Raw genomic sequence first — 13,796 nt, 5'->3', positions numbered from 1 at the left:
TTCATGCAACCCCTCTCATCCCCCACCGTTTCGATCATCCCGCGCGGCCTGCCGGCTTCGCGCAGGACCGCCCTGGCGCGCTCGATGGCCGCCCTGGCCTTTGCCGCCTGCGCCGCGTTCGCGGGTGTCGCGACGCCGCTGCCCGCACGGGCCCAGAGCGAGGCCTCGGCCGCGCTGTCGCTGCTGCCCGTGGCCTCGGTGGTCGGTGCTGCGTCGGTCGTCGGTGCCTCGGCCACTGCGGTGGTCGCCGTGCCCGCGGCGCTGTCGGTGGGCGGTTCGGTGCTCACCGTGATCGCGGTCGAGGCCTCGGTCGATGGCACCGTCTACCTGCTCGAACGCGCCTCGGACGGCGCCCGCGCCAGCGTCAAGGTGATGGGGCGCGCCACCCGTGGCGTGTCGGCGGCCGCCGGCACGGCCGTGGTCGTGAGCGTGATCGGCACGGGCGTCGTGCTCTCGGCCGCGGGCGAGGTGCTGGCCTTCGTGCCCAACGCGGTCGGCCGCGCACTGCTCCACAACGAAAGACTGTCGTGAAACCCGCCTTGCGCCCCGCGCTGCTGCTGGCGTTCGCCGTCGCAGCGGTGCTGCCCTTGCAGGCGAACGCCGGCCGCTCGTGCGAACAGGTCAGGCCGACGCCGGCGCTGATCGTCAAGGGCATGCAGCTGGCCGAGCGCACCTCGCAGCAGCTCGATGCGAGTGGCGCGCGCGTGGTCATCCTGGCGCGCGCCGGGCAGGACCTGGGCAAGTACGGCCTGCGCTATTCGCACCTGGGCATCGCCTACAAGACCGACGAAGGCCCGTGGCGCGTGGTGCACAAGCTCAACCACTGCGGCACGGCGGTGGCTGCGGTCTACCGGCAGGGGCTGGGCGAGTTCTTCCTCGACGACCTGTGGCGCTACGAGGCCGCCTGGTCCGTGCCCACGCCGGCGGTGCAGGCGCAGCTGATGGCCGCGCTGCGCGAGCCCGATGCGCGCCTCGTGCGCCTGAACGTGGCGCCCTACAGCATCGTGAGCTACGCCTGGGGCCAGAAGTACCAGCAGTCGAACCAGTGGGCCATCGAGACCCTGGCCGCCGCGATGGAACCCGCCACCATCGGCACCCGCGCGCAGGCGCAGGCCTGGCTGCGGTTCAAGGGCTACGAGCCGACCACGCTGAACCTCGGCCCGCTGACCCGCCTGGGCGGGCGCGTGGGCTCGGCCAACATCGCTTTCGACGATCATCCGAACGAGAAGCGGTTTTCGGACCGCATCGAGACCGTGACCGTCGACTCGGTGTTCGCCTGGCTGCCGCGTGCGGGCTTAGGCGCGGCGCCGGTCACACTCAAGCTCTGAGCGAAGAAAAGCAACGAAGAAAAGAAAGAACGAAGGTAAGACCATGAGCAAATCCCTGCGCCTGTCCGAGAAGTGGTTCCGCCGCGGCCTGTGGCTGGTGGCGTTCGTGTTTGCGAGCTTCCTGATCGGGCTGGGCAGCACGATCGTGGGCGACCTGCCGCAGGTCGAGCGCGTGCGCGTGCTCGACGACTTCATCGACAAGCCCGCGGCCGAACCGCTGCGCGCCACCATCAAGGCCTCGGAGGCCGCCGAGCTGCAGGCCGCGCGCGACCTCGACCAGGCGCAGCTGCAGCTCAACACCGCGCAGCAGGCCAGCGCCAACGCGCGCGAGACCTTCGGCAACTGGATCGCCACGCGCCGCGCCACCGCGCAGCCCGACCAGGACACCGAGCTCATCGCGCGCACCAAGGCGCTCGACGCCTTCAAGCAGAAGGAAGACGCGGCGCAGCGCAAGGCCGACGCACAACGGCAGATCGCGCTCGACGCGCGCCAGGCCGAGCAGCGTGCGCGCGCGGCATTGGGCGTGCTGGAGCACGACGCGCAGCAGCGCCTGGACGCCGAGTACCGCCGCGTCGAGCTGCGCGTGTTCGGCTACCGGCTCGCGCTGACCCTGCCGCTGCTGCTGGTGGCCGGCTGGCTGTTCGTGAAGAAGCGCAAGAGCACCTACTGGCCCTTCGTGTGGGGCTTCATCTTCTTTGCGCTGTTTGCCTTCTTCGTCGAGCTGGTGCCCTACCTGCCGAGCTACGGCGGCTACGTGCGCTACGTGGTGGGCATCGTGCTCACGGTGCTGGTGGGGCGCTATGCCATCGTGGCGCTCAACCGCTACCTGGCGCGCCAGAAGCTCGCCGAGCAGCAGCCCGACCAGGTGCGCCGCGAAGAGCTGAGCTACGACACCGCGCTGGCCCGCCTGGCCAAGAGCGTGTGCCCCGGCTGCGAGCGGCCGGTCGACCTGAAGAACAACGAGATCGACTTCTGCCCGCACTGCGGCATCGGCCTGTTCGACCACTGCGGCCACTGCAGCACGCGCAAGAGCGCGTTCTCCAAGTTCTGCCATGCCTGCGGAACCTCGGCCGCTGCGCAGGCGCCGCATACACCTGTGACCGGCACTGCGCAATCGGTCACGCCGGGCGCGCCGGTTCAGCCGGCCACGTAGCGAAAGCGCCGCACGGTCGTGCTACAACCCCGGGCTGCGTCACGCAACGCCGTGCCGCGGGTTTTCCCATTCACATTGACGGAGCACACCCATGAGCATTTTCGGCAAGATTTTTTCCAAGATTTTCCCGTCGGCCAACGCCGCTGAAGTCGTCGCCGCACCGCCGGCGGCTGCACCCGGCGCGCCGGCCGTTGCCGCACCGCCGCCCGCGATCCCGCTGGGCGACGTGCCCGCCGTCCTGGACGCGATGCCAGGTGCCGCCGGCCTGAACTGGCGCACCTCGATCGTCGACCTGCTCAAGTTGCTGGGCCTGGACAGCAGCCTCGCCGCGCGCAAGGAACTGGCCAGCGAAATCCTCTACAGCAACGGCGAACCGGGCTCGGCCGAATGGAACATCGGCCTGCACAAGCAGGTGATGACTCGCATCGCCGCCAATGGCGGCACGCTGCCGGCCGAACTGCGCGACTGATCGTCCCGCCACCCACGCAGCAAAAAGCCCGGCACGCCGGGCTTTTTTCTTTGGGGCGAGCGTTGAAGCGCTTCAGGTCCAGCCTGCGTCCACCACGTAATCCTGTGCGGTGCACATGCGCGAATCGTCGGCCGCGAGGAACAGCGCCATCGCGGCGATGTCTTCCGCCATCACGCGGCCCGGCAGGCACTGGGCCGCATCGATCTCCGCGCCCGATTCGGGCTTCACCCACAGCTTGATCTGCCGCTCGGTCATCACCCAGCCCGGCATGATCGTGTTGACCCGGATGTTCTGCTTGCCCAGGTCGCGCGCCAGCGAGCGCGTGAGGCCGATCACGCCCGCCTTGCAGGCCTGGTAGACCGGGTAGCCGCGGCCCTTCATGAGCCAGCTGATCGAGCCGAAGTTGACGATCGAGCCGCCGCCCAGCGCGCGCATGTCGTCGGCCACGGCCTGCGCGGCAAAGAACTGGTGCTTGAGGTTGACGGCCACGAGGCGGTCGAAGTCGTCGCTGGTCACGTCGGCCATCTCGTGGCGACGGTCGTTGGCCGCGTTGTTCAGCAGCACCGACACCGGCCCGAAGCGCTGGCGCACCGCGTCGATGGCGGCGGCGAGCGCGGCCGTGTCGGTCACGTCGCAGGGCACGAACAGCGCGGGGTGAGCGCCCTGCAGCTGCGCGGCAAGCGCATCGCCGGCGGCGGTGTCGAGGTCGCAGAAGCCGACCTTCGCGCCTTGGGCATGAAAGGCCCGCACCAGCGATTCGCCGATGCCGCTGGCGCCGCCCGAGATGAACACGGTGCGGCCGGCCAGCGAGGGGTAGCGGGCGGTATAGGCCGTGGGTGGGGAGGCGTTGGTCATGGGGTGAGGACAACCGCAGTGAAGACAGGGCAAGCGTACCGGATGGCGGCGTCCCTGGTGCCGGCCGGGCCTCCACCCGGCGTATGGCTTCCGGCCTGTGGGCAGGGCGCCGTGGCAGGCATACGCTTCGGCCCATGAGCTCCTTCAACCGCCGCTTCGTCTTCTGCCTCGCGCTGCTTCCGGCCGCCTTCGCGGCGCGGCACGTCCGCGCGCAGGCGCAGGCGCAGGCTCCGGCGCCCGTGCTGCTCTTCAAGGTGGTCTCGCCGCGCGACGACATCGTGGTGGGCATCGAGGCGGCCCAGCTGGGCGCCGGCGCGGCGCCGCCCGTGCAGCGGCTGGCCGCCATGCTGGCCGAGAAGGGCCAGCTCACGCTCTGGCAGTACGCCTCGCACAAGGACGCGAGCGGGGCGCTGGTGCAGGCGCCGCTCAAGCAGATCGTGATTTTCAAGAACGAGCTGCTGCGCATCGAGCCCTACGCGACGCCCCTGGCCATCAGGCCCTAGACGCCGCGTGCGCGGTCCGCCTTGAACTGCGCGCGGAACGCCGTGAAGGTGCCCGCGTCGAGCGCCGCGCGAATCTCCGTCATCAGGTTCAGGTAGTAGTGCAGGTTATGGATCGTGCACAGCATCGGGCCGAGCATTTCGCCGCAGCGGTCCAGGTGGTGCAGGTAGGCGCGGCTGAAGCCTTCGCGCCCGCCGTCGTTCCAGCTCACGCCCGAGGTGCCCGCGCAGGCGTGGCAGGTGCAGCTCGGGTCGACCGGCTGCGGGTCGCTCTTGTGGCGCGCGTTGCGCATCTTCAGGTCGCCGAAGCGCGTGAACATCGTGCCGTTGCGCGCATTGCGCGTGGGCATCACGCAGTCGAACATGTCGACGCCGTCGGCCACGCCCTGCACCAGGTCCTCGGGCGTGCCCACGCCCATCAGGTAGCGCGGCTTGTTCGCGGGCAGCCGGTGCGGCGTGTGGCCCATGATGTGCAGCATCTCTTCCTTGGGCTCGCCCACGCTCACGCCGCCGATGGCGTAGCCGGGGAAGTCCATGTCGACCAGCGCGGCCAGCGACTCTTCGCGCAGGTTCTCGAACATGCCGCCCTGCACGATGCCGAACAGCGCGTTCGGGTTCTGCAGGCGCGTGAACTCCGCCTGGCAGCGCTTGGCCCAGCGCAGGCTCAGTTCCATCGAGACGCGCGCCTCGGCCTCGGTCGTGATGTGGCCCTTAGTGTCGTAGGGCGTGCACTCGTCGAACTGCATCACGATGTCGCTGTTCAGGATGGTCTGGATCTGCATCGAGACCTCGGGCGTGAGGAACAGCTTGTCGCCGTTGACGGGCGACGCGAACTTCACGCCCTCTTCGCTGATCTTGCGCATCGCGCCCAGCGACCACACCTGGAAGCCGCCCGAGTCGGTGAGGATGGGCTTGTCCCATTTCTCGAACTGGTGCAGCCCGCCGAAGCTCGCCATCACGTCCAGCCCCGGGCGCATCCACAGGTGGAAGGTGTTGCCCAGGATGATCTGCGCGCCCATCTCTTCGAGGCTGCGCGGCATCACGCCCTTGACCGTCCCGTAGGTGCCCACGGGCATGAAGATCGGCGTCTGGACCTTGCCGTGGTTGAGCGTGAGCGTCGCGCGGCGCGCGTGGCTGTCGGGGTCGGTCTTGAGGAGTTCGAAGTTCAGCATGATGTCGTTCAGTCCTGGGTGCGTGCGAGCAGCATGGCATCGCCGTAGCTGAAGAAGCGGTAGCCGTTGGCGATGGCGTGGGCATACAGCGCCATCACGCGCTCGTAGCCCGCGAAGGCCGAAACCAGCATCATCAGCGTGCTCTTCGGCAAATGGAAGTTGGTCACCAGCACGTCGACATGCGCGAAGGCGAAGCCCGGCGTGATGAAGATGCGCGTGTCGCCCGTGGCCTCGCCGCTCTTGGCCCACGACTCGAGCGTGCGCACCGTGGTCGTGCCCACCGCGACCACGCGCCCGTCTCGCGCCTTGCACTCGGCAATCGCACGCTGCGTGGCCTCGGGCACTTCGTAGCGCTCGGCGTGCATCGTGTGCTCGGCGATGTTCTCGGTCTTCACCGGCTGGAAGGTGCCGGCGCCCACGTGCAGCGTGACGTTGGCGCGCTGCACGCCGCGCGCTTCGAGTTCGGCCAGCAGGCCTTCGTCGAAATGCAATGCGGCCGTGGGCGCGGCCACGGCGCCGGGCACGCGCGCGAACACGGTCTGGTAGCGGCTCTCGTCGTCGGCCGAATCGGTGTGCGTGATGTAGGGCGGCAGCGGCACGTGGCCGCAGCGCTGCATCAGCGCGTACGGGTCTTCGCCGGCGTCGCTCTCGAAGCCGAAGCGGAACAGCGCGCCGTCTTCCTCGGGCCAGCGGCCCAGCAGCGTGGCGCGGAAGCCGCCGACCATCTGCAGTGTGGTGCCCGCCGGCGGCTTCTTGCTGACCTTCATGTGCGCGACCACCTCGTGGCCCTGCAGCACGCGCTCGACCAGCAGCTCGAGCTTGCCGCCGGTCGGCTTCTCGCCGAACAGGCGCGCCTTGACCACGCGCGTGTCGTTGAAGACCAGCAGGTCGCCCGCGCGCAGCAGCGAGGGCAGTTCCTTGAAGATGCGGTCGGCCGGGGCGGGGCCTGTGCCGTCGAGCAGACGGGAGGCGGTGCGTTCGGTGGCCGGGTGTTGTGCCACCAGCTCGGGCGGCAGATGGAAATCGAAATCGGAAAGCGTGAAGGCGCGCATGGTGCTTGAGGGCCGGACGGGCCCGTGCCAAGGAGGCATGGGAAGGGAAAAAGGCGGAGAGCGGCGATTGTCCCATGGCCCGGAATCACGGGCGCCGCTCGGGGTTGCCGAGGCAGAATCGACGCATGGTCGATTCTTCCGTCGCGCGTGTCACGCCAGCCCCCGCCCCTCCTTCCGAAGGCGAGCTCTTCAAGAAGATCCTGGGCGGCGCCTGGATGGGGCTGCACCCCGACATCCGCCGGCGCTTCGACAAGAACCCCCTGCCGGGCAAGGCGCTGCACTACCTGGGCGCGCTCAGCGAGCTGCGCTGCTCGCGCTTCGGCAAGCTCTTGGGGCACCTCACGCAGCCGATGATCCAGGGCGCGCTGATCCCCTACAGCGACAGCCACTTCCCGGTCGAGATCCAGGTCTACGCCCGGCCCGACGACCCGGCCATCTACAAGCAGCGCATCTACCGGCTGCACGGCCGCCAACCGATCCAGTTCACCAGCTTCATGCGCGAGAGCGAGCGCGGCGAGGTGCTGGAGTACGTGGGCATGGGGCTGGGCATGAAGCTGGTGCTGAGCGTGGAGCCCAACGGCAGCCTGCATTTCCAGAGCGACGGCTATTTCTGGGAGGTGTTCGGCTGGCGCATTCCGCTGCCGGGCCTGTTCACGCCGGGCAAGACTTTCCTCTGGCACCACAACGAGACGCCCGAGCGCTTCAACATCCGCATCGAGATCCGCCACTGCCTCATGGGCACGACCTTCACGCAGGTCGGCGCGTTCGAGGAAGTGCCGGAGCCGCAGCCGCAGGCGGTGTCCGCATGATCGACACGCACCTGCTGGCCCTGCAGCTCATGGCGGCGCAAGGCGCGTTAGGCGCCTTCGACACGCTCTACCACCACGAAGGCACAGAAGCCCTGCCGCGCCGCGGCACGGCGGGGCGCGAGCTGGCGATCCATGCCACGCGCTCGTCGATCTATTGCGCGCTGTTCCTCGGGCTGTCGGCATGGGCCTGGCACGGCGCCTGGGCGTGGGTGCTGCTCGCGGTGTTCGGCATCGAGATCGTGCTCACGCTGTGGGACTTCGTGGTCGAAGACGGCAGCCGCCTGCTGCCGCCGACCGAACGCGTGACGCACACGGTGCTGGCCATCAACGCCGGCGCGTTCATCGCGCTGCTGGCGATGAGCGCGGTCGGCTGGGCAGCGCAACCGACGGCGATGGTGTGGCAGCCACACGGCTGGCTCAGCGCCTTCCTGGCGCTGTGCGGCGTGGGTGTCGGTATCTCGGGCCTGCGCGACGGCTTCGCGGCGCGCGCGCTGTTCAAGCAGCAGAAGCAGGCGCAGGTGCGCGCCGTCGAGGCCCCGGTGCACTTCGGCACGAAGCCGCAGCAAGTGCTGGTGACGGGCGGCACCGGCTTCATCGGCCAGATCCTCGTGCGCCACCTGCTGGCCGACGGCCATGCGGTGACGGTGTGGACGCGCGACGCGCGCGGTGCCGCCTGGGGCTTCGGTGGCGCGGTGCGCTGCGTGCAGTCGCTCGACCAGATTCCCGCCGCGGACGCCATCGACGTGGTCGTCAACCTCGCGGGCGCGCGCATCCTCGGCCAGCGCTGGAGCGCGCGGCGCCAGCAGCAGCTGCTGCGAAGCCGCGAAGGCCTGACGCAGCAGCTCGTCGCATGGATCGCCGCGCGTCCAAGCAAGCCACGGCTGCTGCTCTCGGGCTCGGCCATCGGCTACTACGGCGTGCAGCCGCAGGGCGACGCCACCGAGCTCACCGAAGACGCGCCGCCGCAGAGCATCTTCATGTCGACGCTGTGCCAGCGCTGGGAGCAGGCGGCGCACGCGGCCGTGGCGCACGGCGTTCGCGTGGCCTGCCTGCGCTTCGGCTTCGTGCTGGGCCACCAGGGCTCGCTGCCGCAGCTGCTGATGCCGGTGCAACTGGGCATGGGCGGGCGCCTGGGCAGCGGGCGGCAGTGGCTGTCGTGGGTGCATGTGCATGACCTGATCCGCGCCATCGCGCATGTGTGGACGATGACGGAGTCCGCCACCGACCCTGTCGCCGCGCAGGCCTTCAACGTCACCGCACCGGGTGCAGTGAGCCAGGAGGCCTTCACCCGCGTCGCCGCCGGCGTGCTGCACCGCCCCTGCTGGATGCCCACGCCCGCCGCGCCCGTGAAGCTGCTGCTCGGCGAGCAGGCCGACCTGCTGCTCGAAGGCCAGCGCGTGGTGCCGGTGCAGCTGCTGCGCACCGGCTTCCAGTTCATGTTCCCCGATGCCCGCAGCGCCTTGACGGACCTTTGCCGTCCACGCTAGAAGCCTTGTCCGTGCCCGCCAAGAAAGAACCGACTCCCCCCGCCGCGCCGGCGCAACCGCCCGGCACCGGCCTGAGCCTCGTGCAGCGCGCGCTGCGCAAGCTCGGCCTCGTGCGCGACATCGACTTCGCGCTCTACCTGCCGATGCGCTACGAGGACGAGACCCGCATCGTGCGCCTGGCCGACACGCGCGACGGCGACATGGCGCAGGTCGAGGGCGTGGTCACCGAGTGCGAGGTGGTGTTCCGCCCGCGCCGCCAGCTCATCGCCACCATCGACGACGGCAGCGACACCTGCCAGCTGCGTTTCTTCAACTTCTATCCCTCGCAGCAAAAGCAGTTGGCGGTGGGCGCGAAGGTGCGCGTGCGCGGCGAGATGCGCGGCGGCTTCGTGGGGCGCCAGATCATGCACCCGACCGTCAAGGCGGCCGGCACGGCGCTGCCCAACGCGCTCACGCCGGTGTACTCGACCGTGGCCGGGCTCGCGCAGCCGGTGCTGCGGCGCGAGGTGCGCTCGGGCCTGGCGCGCGCGCTGCTCGACGAGACCATTCCAGTGCAGATCGGCCTGCGCGGCGCGTGGGACCTGCGCAGCGCGCTGAGCTTCCTGCACTACCCGACGCCCGACGTGTCGATCGCCGCGCTCGAAGACCACAGCCATCCGGCGTGGCAGCGCATCAAGGCCGAGGAGCTGCTGGCGCAGCAGCTCTCGCAGCTGCAGGCGCGGCTGGAGCGCGCGGCGCAGCGTGCGCCGGTGCTGCCTGCGTCCACTGACGCGGCGGCGAGCTCGCTGCATGCGCAGTTGCTCGCCGTGCTGCCCTTCGGCCTCACCGGCGCGCAGCAGCGCGTGGGCGAGGAGATCACGGCCGACCTGCACCGCCAGATTCCGATGCACCGCCTGCTGCAGGGCGACGTGGGCTCGGGCAAGACCGTGGTCGCGGCGCTGGCCGCGGCGCGCTGCATCGACGCGGGCTTCCAGTGCGCACTGATGGCGCCCACCGAAATCCTCGCGGCCCAGCACTTCGGCAAGCTGGTCGGCTGGCTCGATCCGCTGCTGGCCGAGCGCGGCCTGCGCGTGGCCTGGCTCACGGGCAGCCAGAAGAAGAAGGAACGCGACGAGATGTCGGCCGCCGTTGAAAGCGGCGAGGCCGCGCTGGTCATCGGCACGCATGCAGTCATCTCGGAAAAGGTGCGCTTCAAGAACCTGGCGCTGGCCATCATCGACGAGCAGCACCGCTTCGGCGTGGCACAGCGCCTGGCATTGCGCGGCAAGGCCGGTGGTCATCTCGAACCGCACCTGCTGATGATGAGCGCCACGCCCATCCCCCGCACGCTCGCGATGAGCTACTACGCCGACCTCGACGTCTCCACGCTCGACGAGCTGCCGCCCGGCCGCACGCCCATCGTCACCAAGCTGGTGGCCGACCACCGGCGCGACGAGGTCATCGACCGCATCCAGGCGCAGATTTCACAAGGCCGTCAGGTCTACTGGGTCTGCCCGCTGATCGAGGAGAGCGAGGCGGTCGACCTGCGCAACGCGACCGAGACGCGCGACGAACTCGCCGGCACGCTGGGCGAACACATCCAGGTCGGCCTGCTGCATTCGCGCATGCCCACGGCCGAGAAGCAGGCGGTGATGGCGGCCTTCACCGCCAACGAGATCCAGGTGCTGGTGAGCACCACGGTGATCGAAGTGGGCGTCGACGTGCCCAACGCCTCGCTGATGGTGATCGAGCATGCCGAGCGCTTCGGCCTGTCGCAGCTGCACCAGCTGCGCGGGCGCGTGGGGCGCGGCGCGGCGGCCTCGGCCTGCGTGCTGCTCTATGCGCCGGGCGACAGCGGGCGCGTCGGCGAAGCGGCGCGCGCGCGGCTCAAGGCGATGGCCGAGACCGGCGACGGTTTCGAGATCGCGCGGCGCGACCTCGAGATTCGCGGCCCCGGCGAGTTCCTCGGCGCGCGCCAGTCGGGCGCGCCGCTGCTGCGCTTTGCCGACCTCGCGACCGACACGCTGCTGCTCGACTGGGCGCGCGAGCTCGCGCCGGTGATGCTGCAGAAGCACCCCGAGCTGGCGCAACGCCACATCGATCGCTGGCTCGGCACCAAGGCCGAATACCTCAAGGCTTGAGCAGGTCGAGCAGCCGGTTGAGCCCGCCCTCGTCGATCGCCAGCATGGCCGCCTCGCGCACCATCGGCTTGGCGTGGTAGGCCACCGACAGCCCCGCCGCGCGCATCATCGGCAGGTCGTTCGCGCCGTCGCCCACGGCGATGGCCCGGGCCGGCGATATGTCCATCGCGCGGCAGCATTCGAGCAGCTTGTCCTTCTTGGCCTCGCCGTCGCAGATGTCGCCCCAGGGCTGGGGCAGCATGCGCCCGGTGAGCCGGCCGTCTTCGATCTCCAGCACGTTGGAGCGCGTGTCGTCCAGCTGCAGCCGCTCGCGCAGCCGGTCGGTGAAGAAGGTGAAGCCGCCGCTCAGCAGCACGACGCGCAGGCCTGCTTGCTTGCACGCGGCGATCAGCGTCTCGGCGCCGGGGTTCAGGTGCAGGCGCTGGTCGTACACGGCCTGCAGCGCCGACAGCGGCACGCCGCGCAGCAGGGCCACGCGCCGGCGCAGGCTGTCCTTGTAGTCGGTGATCTCGCCGCGCATCGTGGCCTCGGTGATGGCCGCGACCTCGGGGCCGCAGCCCGCGATGTCGGCGATCTCGTCGACCGTCTCGATGTCGATCAGCGTCGAGTCCATGTCGAAGGCGATCAGCTTGAAGTCCGACAGCCGCAGGGGAGGAAGAGTGAGCGTGGTGGTCATGGGGTGGGGCTTCCCGCGTTCCAGTGCTGCGTGCCGAGCCAGTCGACGAACTGCCGTGCCAGCGCGGCCACCGGCCCTTCGGTGCGGTACAGCGCGTAGACGCCCGAGGCGGGCAGGCGCGGTTCGGGAAACACCAGGCGCAGCCGGTCGGCGCGGATGTCTTCCTCGAGCAGGCACCAGGGCGCCAGCGCGAGCCCCAGGTCGTTCATGGCGGCCTGCATGCAAAGAAACTGGTGGTCGAACACGGGGCCGGGCAGCTGGGGCGGCACGCGCACGCCGGCCAACTCGAACCAGCGCGGCCAGTTCTCCACTTCGCCGGCGGCCTGCAGCAACGGGTGGCCCAGGCAGTCGGCCATGCTGGCGATGCGGTGGCGCTCGATGAAGCGCGGCGACGCCACGGCCACGAGGTGGTCGTCCAGGCAGCGCACGCAGGTGTGGTCGGGGCGCTGCATGGGAATGCGGCGGATCAGCACGTCGCTGCCGGCCTCGGCCTGGTCGAAGAACTGCCGGCCCAGGGTCGACAGCTGCACGTCGGTCTGCGGCGCCAGGGCCTGGAAGCCGGCCAGCCGCGGGATGAGCCACTTCATCGCCAGCGAGGGCGTGGTGCACACGCGCAGGCTGGCGCGCTGGTGGGGCGACTTCAGCGCGGCCGTGGCGCTGGCGATGCGGTCCAGGCTGGCCTGCACCTCGGCGAAGTAGTCGCGCGCATGGGGCAGCAGCGTCGCGCCGCGGGCCTCGCGCGCGAACAGCGGCTGGCCCAGGTAGTCCTCCAGCAGGCGGATCTGCTGGCTGACGGCGCTGTGCGTGATGCTGAGTTCGTCGGCGGCCGCGGTGAAGTTGGCATGGCGCGCCGCCGCTTCGAAGGCGCGCAGCGCCTTCAAAGGGGGGAGGCGTCGGGTCACCACATGCGTACCTTGGCGAGCGGGCTTGTCTTCCTCATGTTCTTTTCGTGTTCGGTTGCGTGCCGCCCGGGGTTGGAGGCCGGCGCGCATCGTAGACCGGGAAGCCTGCAGAAAAACTAACCGGCCGCCTTAAAAAATACGGCTGGTGGCGTGCAGGGGGCGCACCTAGCATCGCGCTTCCTTCCACCCTGAACAAGAGACATGGCTTCCATCACCATCGACAACGTCGTGAAGCAGTTCGCCAACCAGACGGTGCTGCAGAACCTGTCGCTGCATGTGCCCGATGGCGCCTTCTATACCCTGCTGGGCCCCAGCGGCTGCGGCAAGACGACCCTGCTGCGCTGCATCGCGGGCTTCAACGAGCCCGACGGCGGCCGCATCCTTTTCGACAAGGACGACGTGACGCGCGTGTCCACCCACCACCGCGACATCGGCATGGTGTTCCAGGACTACGCGCTGTTCCCCGACAAGACGGCCTTCGACAACGTGGCCTACGGCCTGCGTGCGCGCAAGGTGCCCAAGGCCGAGATCGCCCGGCGCGTCAACGAGGCGCTGGACAAGGTGAGCCTGCTCGCACTGGCCGACCGCTACCCCGCGCAGATGAGCGGCGGCCAGCGCCAGCGCGTGGCGCTGGCGCGCGCGCTGGTGATCCGCCCGCGCGTGCTGCTGATGGACGAGCCGCTGTCCAACCTCGACGCCAAGATGCGCCTGCAGATGCGCGACGTGATCCTCGATCTGGTGCGCGAAGCCGGCATCACCACCGTGTTCGTCACGCACGACCAGGAAGAGGCGCTGGCCATGTCCGACCGCATCGCCATCATGGACCGCGGCAGCATCGCGCAGCTGGGCACGCCCGAAGAGCTGTACGGCACGCCGGTGAACGCCTACGTGGCGGACTTCATCGGCTCGGCCAACGTGATTCCCGTGCCGGCCGAGTCCGCCGGCGGGGCCGCGTCGCACGTGCGCTACCAGCTGTGCGGCCAGCAACTGGACGGCAAGCAGGGCGGCGCCGCGCTGGGCGCGCAGGGCATCCTCATCGCGCGCCCCGAGGCGCTGTCGCTGATGGCGCCCGCGCCCCACGTGCCCAACGCCATCGCGGGCGAGGTGCTGCGCCGCCAGTACCTGGGCTTCAAGACCGCCTACCGCATCCGGCTGCACGACCAGTCGGAGATCCGCGTCGAGCTGCACGCCGGCAACATGGTGGCCGACTTCCAGGCCGGCGATGCGGTGCAGGTGCTGGTGCCGGCCGACAGCCGCGTCGTCGCTGCCTGAA

14 protein-coding genes are annotated in these 13,796 nt (G+C 69.9%); 9 read left to right on the top strand and 5 right to left on the bottom strand.

Features of this window, described 5'->3' with window-relative positions:
- The first annotated feature begins 84 nt into the window (after positions 1-84).
- From ACAM52_RS32505 to ACAM52_RS32490, 4 genes are all read left to right on the top strand, one after another.
- Positions 85-531, top strand: coding sequence for a hypothetical protein (locus tag ACAM52_RS32505; RefSeq protein ID WP_062477469.1), 447 nt, complete (start codon positions 85-87; stop codon positions 529-531).
- Positions 528-1,328 carry a DUF2145 domain-containing protein gene (locus ACAM52_RS32500; protein ID WP_369645584.1) on the top strand — a complete coding sequence of 267 codons (801 nt, stop codon included), beginning with the start codon at positions 528-530 and terminating at the stop codon, positions 1,326-1,328. Before ACAM52_RS32505 ends, ACAM52_RS32500 begins: the two co-directional genes overlap by 4 nt.
- 43 nt (positions 1,329-1,371) lie before the next feature.
- Entirely contained in the window at positions 1,372-2,481 is a 1,110-nt protein-coding gene (locus tag ACAM52_RS32495; RefSeq protein ID WP_369645583.1) for a serine endopeptidase, read from the top strand.
- Between the two features lie 91 nt (positions 2,482-2,572).
- Positions 2,573-2,950: a DUF3597 domain-containing protein gene (locus tag ACAM52_RS32490; RefSeq protein ID WP_095747238.1), complete on the top strand. Its 378-nt coding sequence runs from the start codon at positions 2,573-2,575 to the stop codon at positions 2,948-2,950.
- A 72-nt stretch (positions 2,951-3,022) separates the two neighbouring features.
- Here ACAM52_RS32490 and ACAM52_RS32485 read toward each other — a convergent pair whose 3' ends face one another.
- Positions 3,023-3,805 carry an SDR family NAD(P)-dependent oxidoreductase gene (locus ACAM52_RS32485; RefSeq protein WP_369630603.1) on the bottom strand — a complete coding sequence of 261 codons (783 nt, stop codon included), beginning with the start codon at positions 3,803-3,805 and terminating at the stop codon, positions 3,023-3,025.
- A gap of 134 nt (positions 3,806-3,939) precedes the next feature.
- Between ACAM52_RS32485 and ACAM52_RS32480 the strand changes: the two genes are divergently transcribed.
- Positions 3,940-4,308, top strand: a complete 369-nt coding sequence (locus ACAM52_RS32480) for a hypothetical protein (protein WP_369645582.1) — start codon at positions 3,940-3,942, stop codon at positions 4,306-4,308.
- On the opposite strand, the gene tgt is transcribed toward ACAM52_RS32480, so the two are convergent.
- Positions 4,305-5,477 (bottom strand): tRNA guanosine(34) transglycosylase Tgt, encoded by a 1,173-nt coding sequence (gene tgt, locus ACAM52_RS32475; protein ID WP_159274089.1) that lies wholly within the window; start codon positions 5,475-5,477, stop codon positions 4,305-4,307. The genes ACAM52_RS32480 and tgt overlap by 4 nt on opposite strands.
- Before the next feature lie 8 nt (positions 5,478-5,485).
- A complete protein-coding gene (gene queA / locus ACAM52_RS32470) occupies positions 5,486-6,529 on the bottom strand; it encodes a tRNA preQ1(34) S-adenosylmethionine ribosyltransferase-isomerase QueA (protein WP_369645581.1) in 1,044 nt (347 codons plus the stop codon).
- A gap of 125 nt (positions 6,530-6,654) precedes the next feature.
- Between queA and ACAM52_RS32465 the strand changes: the two genes are divergently transcribed.
- From ACAM52_RS32465 to recG, 3 genes are read left to right on the top strand one after another with little or no spacing between them, the layout of a single operon-like run.
- Positions 6,655-7,338, top strand: coding sequence for a DUF4166 domain-containing protein (locus tag ACAM52_RS32465; RefSeq protein WP_369645580.1), 684 nt, complete (start codon positions 6,655-6,657; stop codon positions 7,336-7,338).
- Positions 7,335-8,825 carry a TIGR01777 family oxidoreductase gene (locus tag ACAM52_RS32460; RefSeq protein WP_369645579.1) on the top strand — a complete coding sequence of 497 codons (1,491 nt, stop codon included), beginning with the start codon at positions 7,335-7,337 and terminating at the stop codon, positions 8,823-8,825. The genes ACAM52_RS32465 and ACAM52_RS32460 overlap by 4 nt, the downstream gene beginning before the upstream one ends.
- Positions 8,810-10,945, top strand: coding sequence for an ATP-dependent DNA helicase RecG (recG, locus tag ACAM52_RS32455; protein ID WP_369645578.1), 2,136 nt, complete (start codon positions 8,810-8,812; stop codon positions 10,943-10,945). Before ACAM52_RS32460 ends, recG begins: the two co-directional genes overlap by 16 nt.
- On the opposite strand, the gene serB is transcribed toward recG, so the two are convergent.
- Both serB and ACAM52_RS32445 read right to left on the bottom strand, forming a co-directional pair.
- A complete protein-coding gene (gene serB, locus ACAM52_RS32450) occupies positions 10,935-11,621 on the bottom strand; it encodes a phosphoserine phosphatase SerB (RefSeq protein WP_369645577.1) in 687 nt (228 codons plus the stop codon). The two genes, recG and serB, sit on opposite strands and share 11 nt — an antisense overlap.
- A complete protein-coding gene (locus tag ACAM52_RS32445; RefSeq protein WP_223301447.1) occupies positions 11,618-12,526 on the bottom strand; it encodes a LysR substrate-binding domain-containing protein in 909 nt (302 codons plus the stop codon). The genes serB and ACAM52_RS32445 overlap by 4 nt, the downstream gene beginning before the upstream one ends.
- 198 nt (positions 12,527-12,724) lie before the next feature.
- Here ACAM52_RS32445 and ACAM52_RS32440 point away from each other — a divergent pair, with 198 nt between their 5' ends.
- Positions 12,725-13,795, top strand: a complete 1,071-nt coding sequence (locus tag ACAM52_RS32440; protein ID WP_062477439.1) for an ABC transporter ATP-binding protein — start codon at positions 12,725-12,727, stop codon at positions 13,793-13,795.
- The last annotated feature ends 1 nt before the right edge of the window (position 13,796 follow it).

The organism is Variovorax sp. V118 (assembly GCF_041154445.1).
Lineage (GTDB): Bacteria > Pseudomonadota > Gammaproteobacteria > Burkholderiales > Burkholderiaceae_C > Variovorax > Variovorax boronicumulans.
Note: the sequence above shows the minus strand (reverse complement) of the source record. Positions and strands in the feature narration are given on the sequence as shown.

What these genes read in the sequence shown, in the direction of transcription:
- ACAM52_RS32460 (WP_369645579.1), top strand. Translation starts at nt 7,335, where the DNA reads ATGATCGACACGCACCTGCTGGCCCTGCAGCTCATGGCGGCGCAAGGC.
- ACAM52_RS32485 (WP_369630603.1), bottom strand. Translation starts at nt 3,805, where the DNA reads ATGACCAACGCCTCCCCACCCACGGCCTATACCGCCCGCTACCCCTCG.
- ACAM52_RS32480 (WP_369645582.1), top strand. Translation starts at nt 3,940, where the DNA reads ATGAGCTCCTTCAACCGCCGCTTCGTCTTCTGCCTCGCGCTGCTTCCG.
- ACAM52_RS32495 (WP_369645583.1), top strand. Translation starts at nt 1,372, where the DNA reads ATGAGCAAATCCCTGCGCCTGTCCGAGAAGTGGTTCCGCCGCGGCCTG.
- queA (WP_369645581.1), bottom strand. Translation starts at nt 6,529, where the DNA reads ATGCGCGCCTTCACGCTTTCCGATTTCGATTTCCATCTGCCGCCCGAG.
- ACAM52_RS32440 (WP_062477439.1), top strand. Translation starts at nt 12,725, where the DNA reads ATGGCTTCCATCACCATCGACAACGTCGTGAAGCAGTTCGCCAACCAG.
- ACAM52_RS32465 (WP_369645580.1), top strand. Translation starts at nt 6,655, where the DNA reads ATGGTCGATTCTTCCGTCGCGCGTGTCACGCCAGCCCCCGCCCCTCCT.
- serB (WP_369645577.1), bottom strand. Translation starts at nt 11,621, where the DNA reads ATGACCACCACGCTCACTCTTCCTCCCCTGCGGCTGTCGGACTTCAAG.
- tgt (WP_159274089.1), bottom strand. Translation starts at nt 5,477, where the DNA reads ATGCTGAACTTCGAACTCCTCAAGACCGACCCCGACAGCCACGCGCGC.
- ACAM52_RS32505 (WP_062477469.1), top strand. Translation starts at nt 85, where the DNA reads ATGGCCGCCCTGGCCTTTGCCGCCTGCGCCGCGTTCGCGGGTGTCGCG.
- ACAM52_RS32490 (WP_095747238.1), top strand. Translation starts at nt 2,573, where the DNA reads ATGAGCATTTTCGGCAAGATTTTTTCCAAGATTTTCCCGTCGGCCAAC.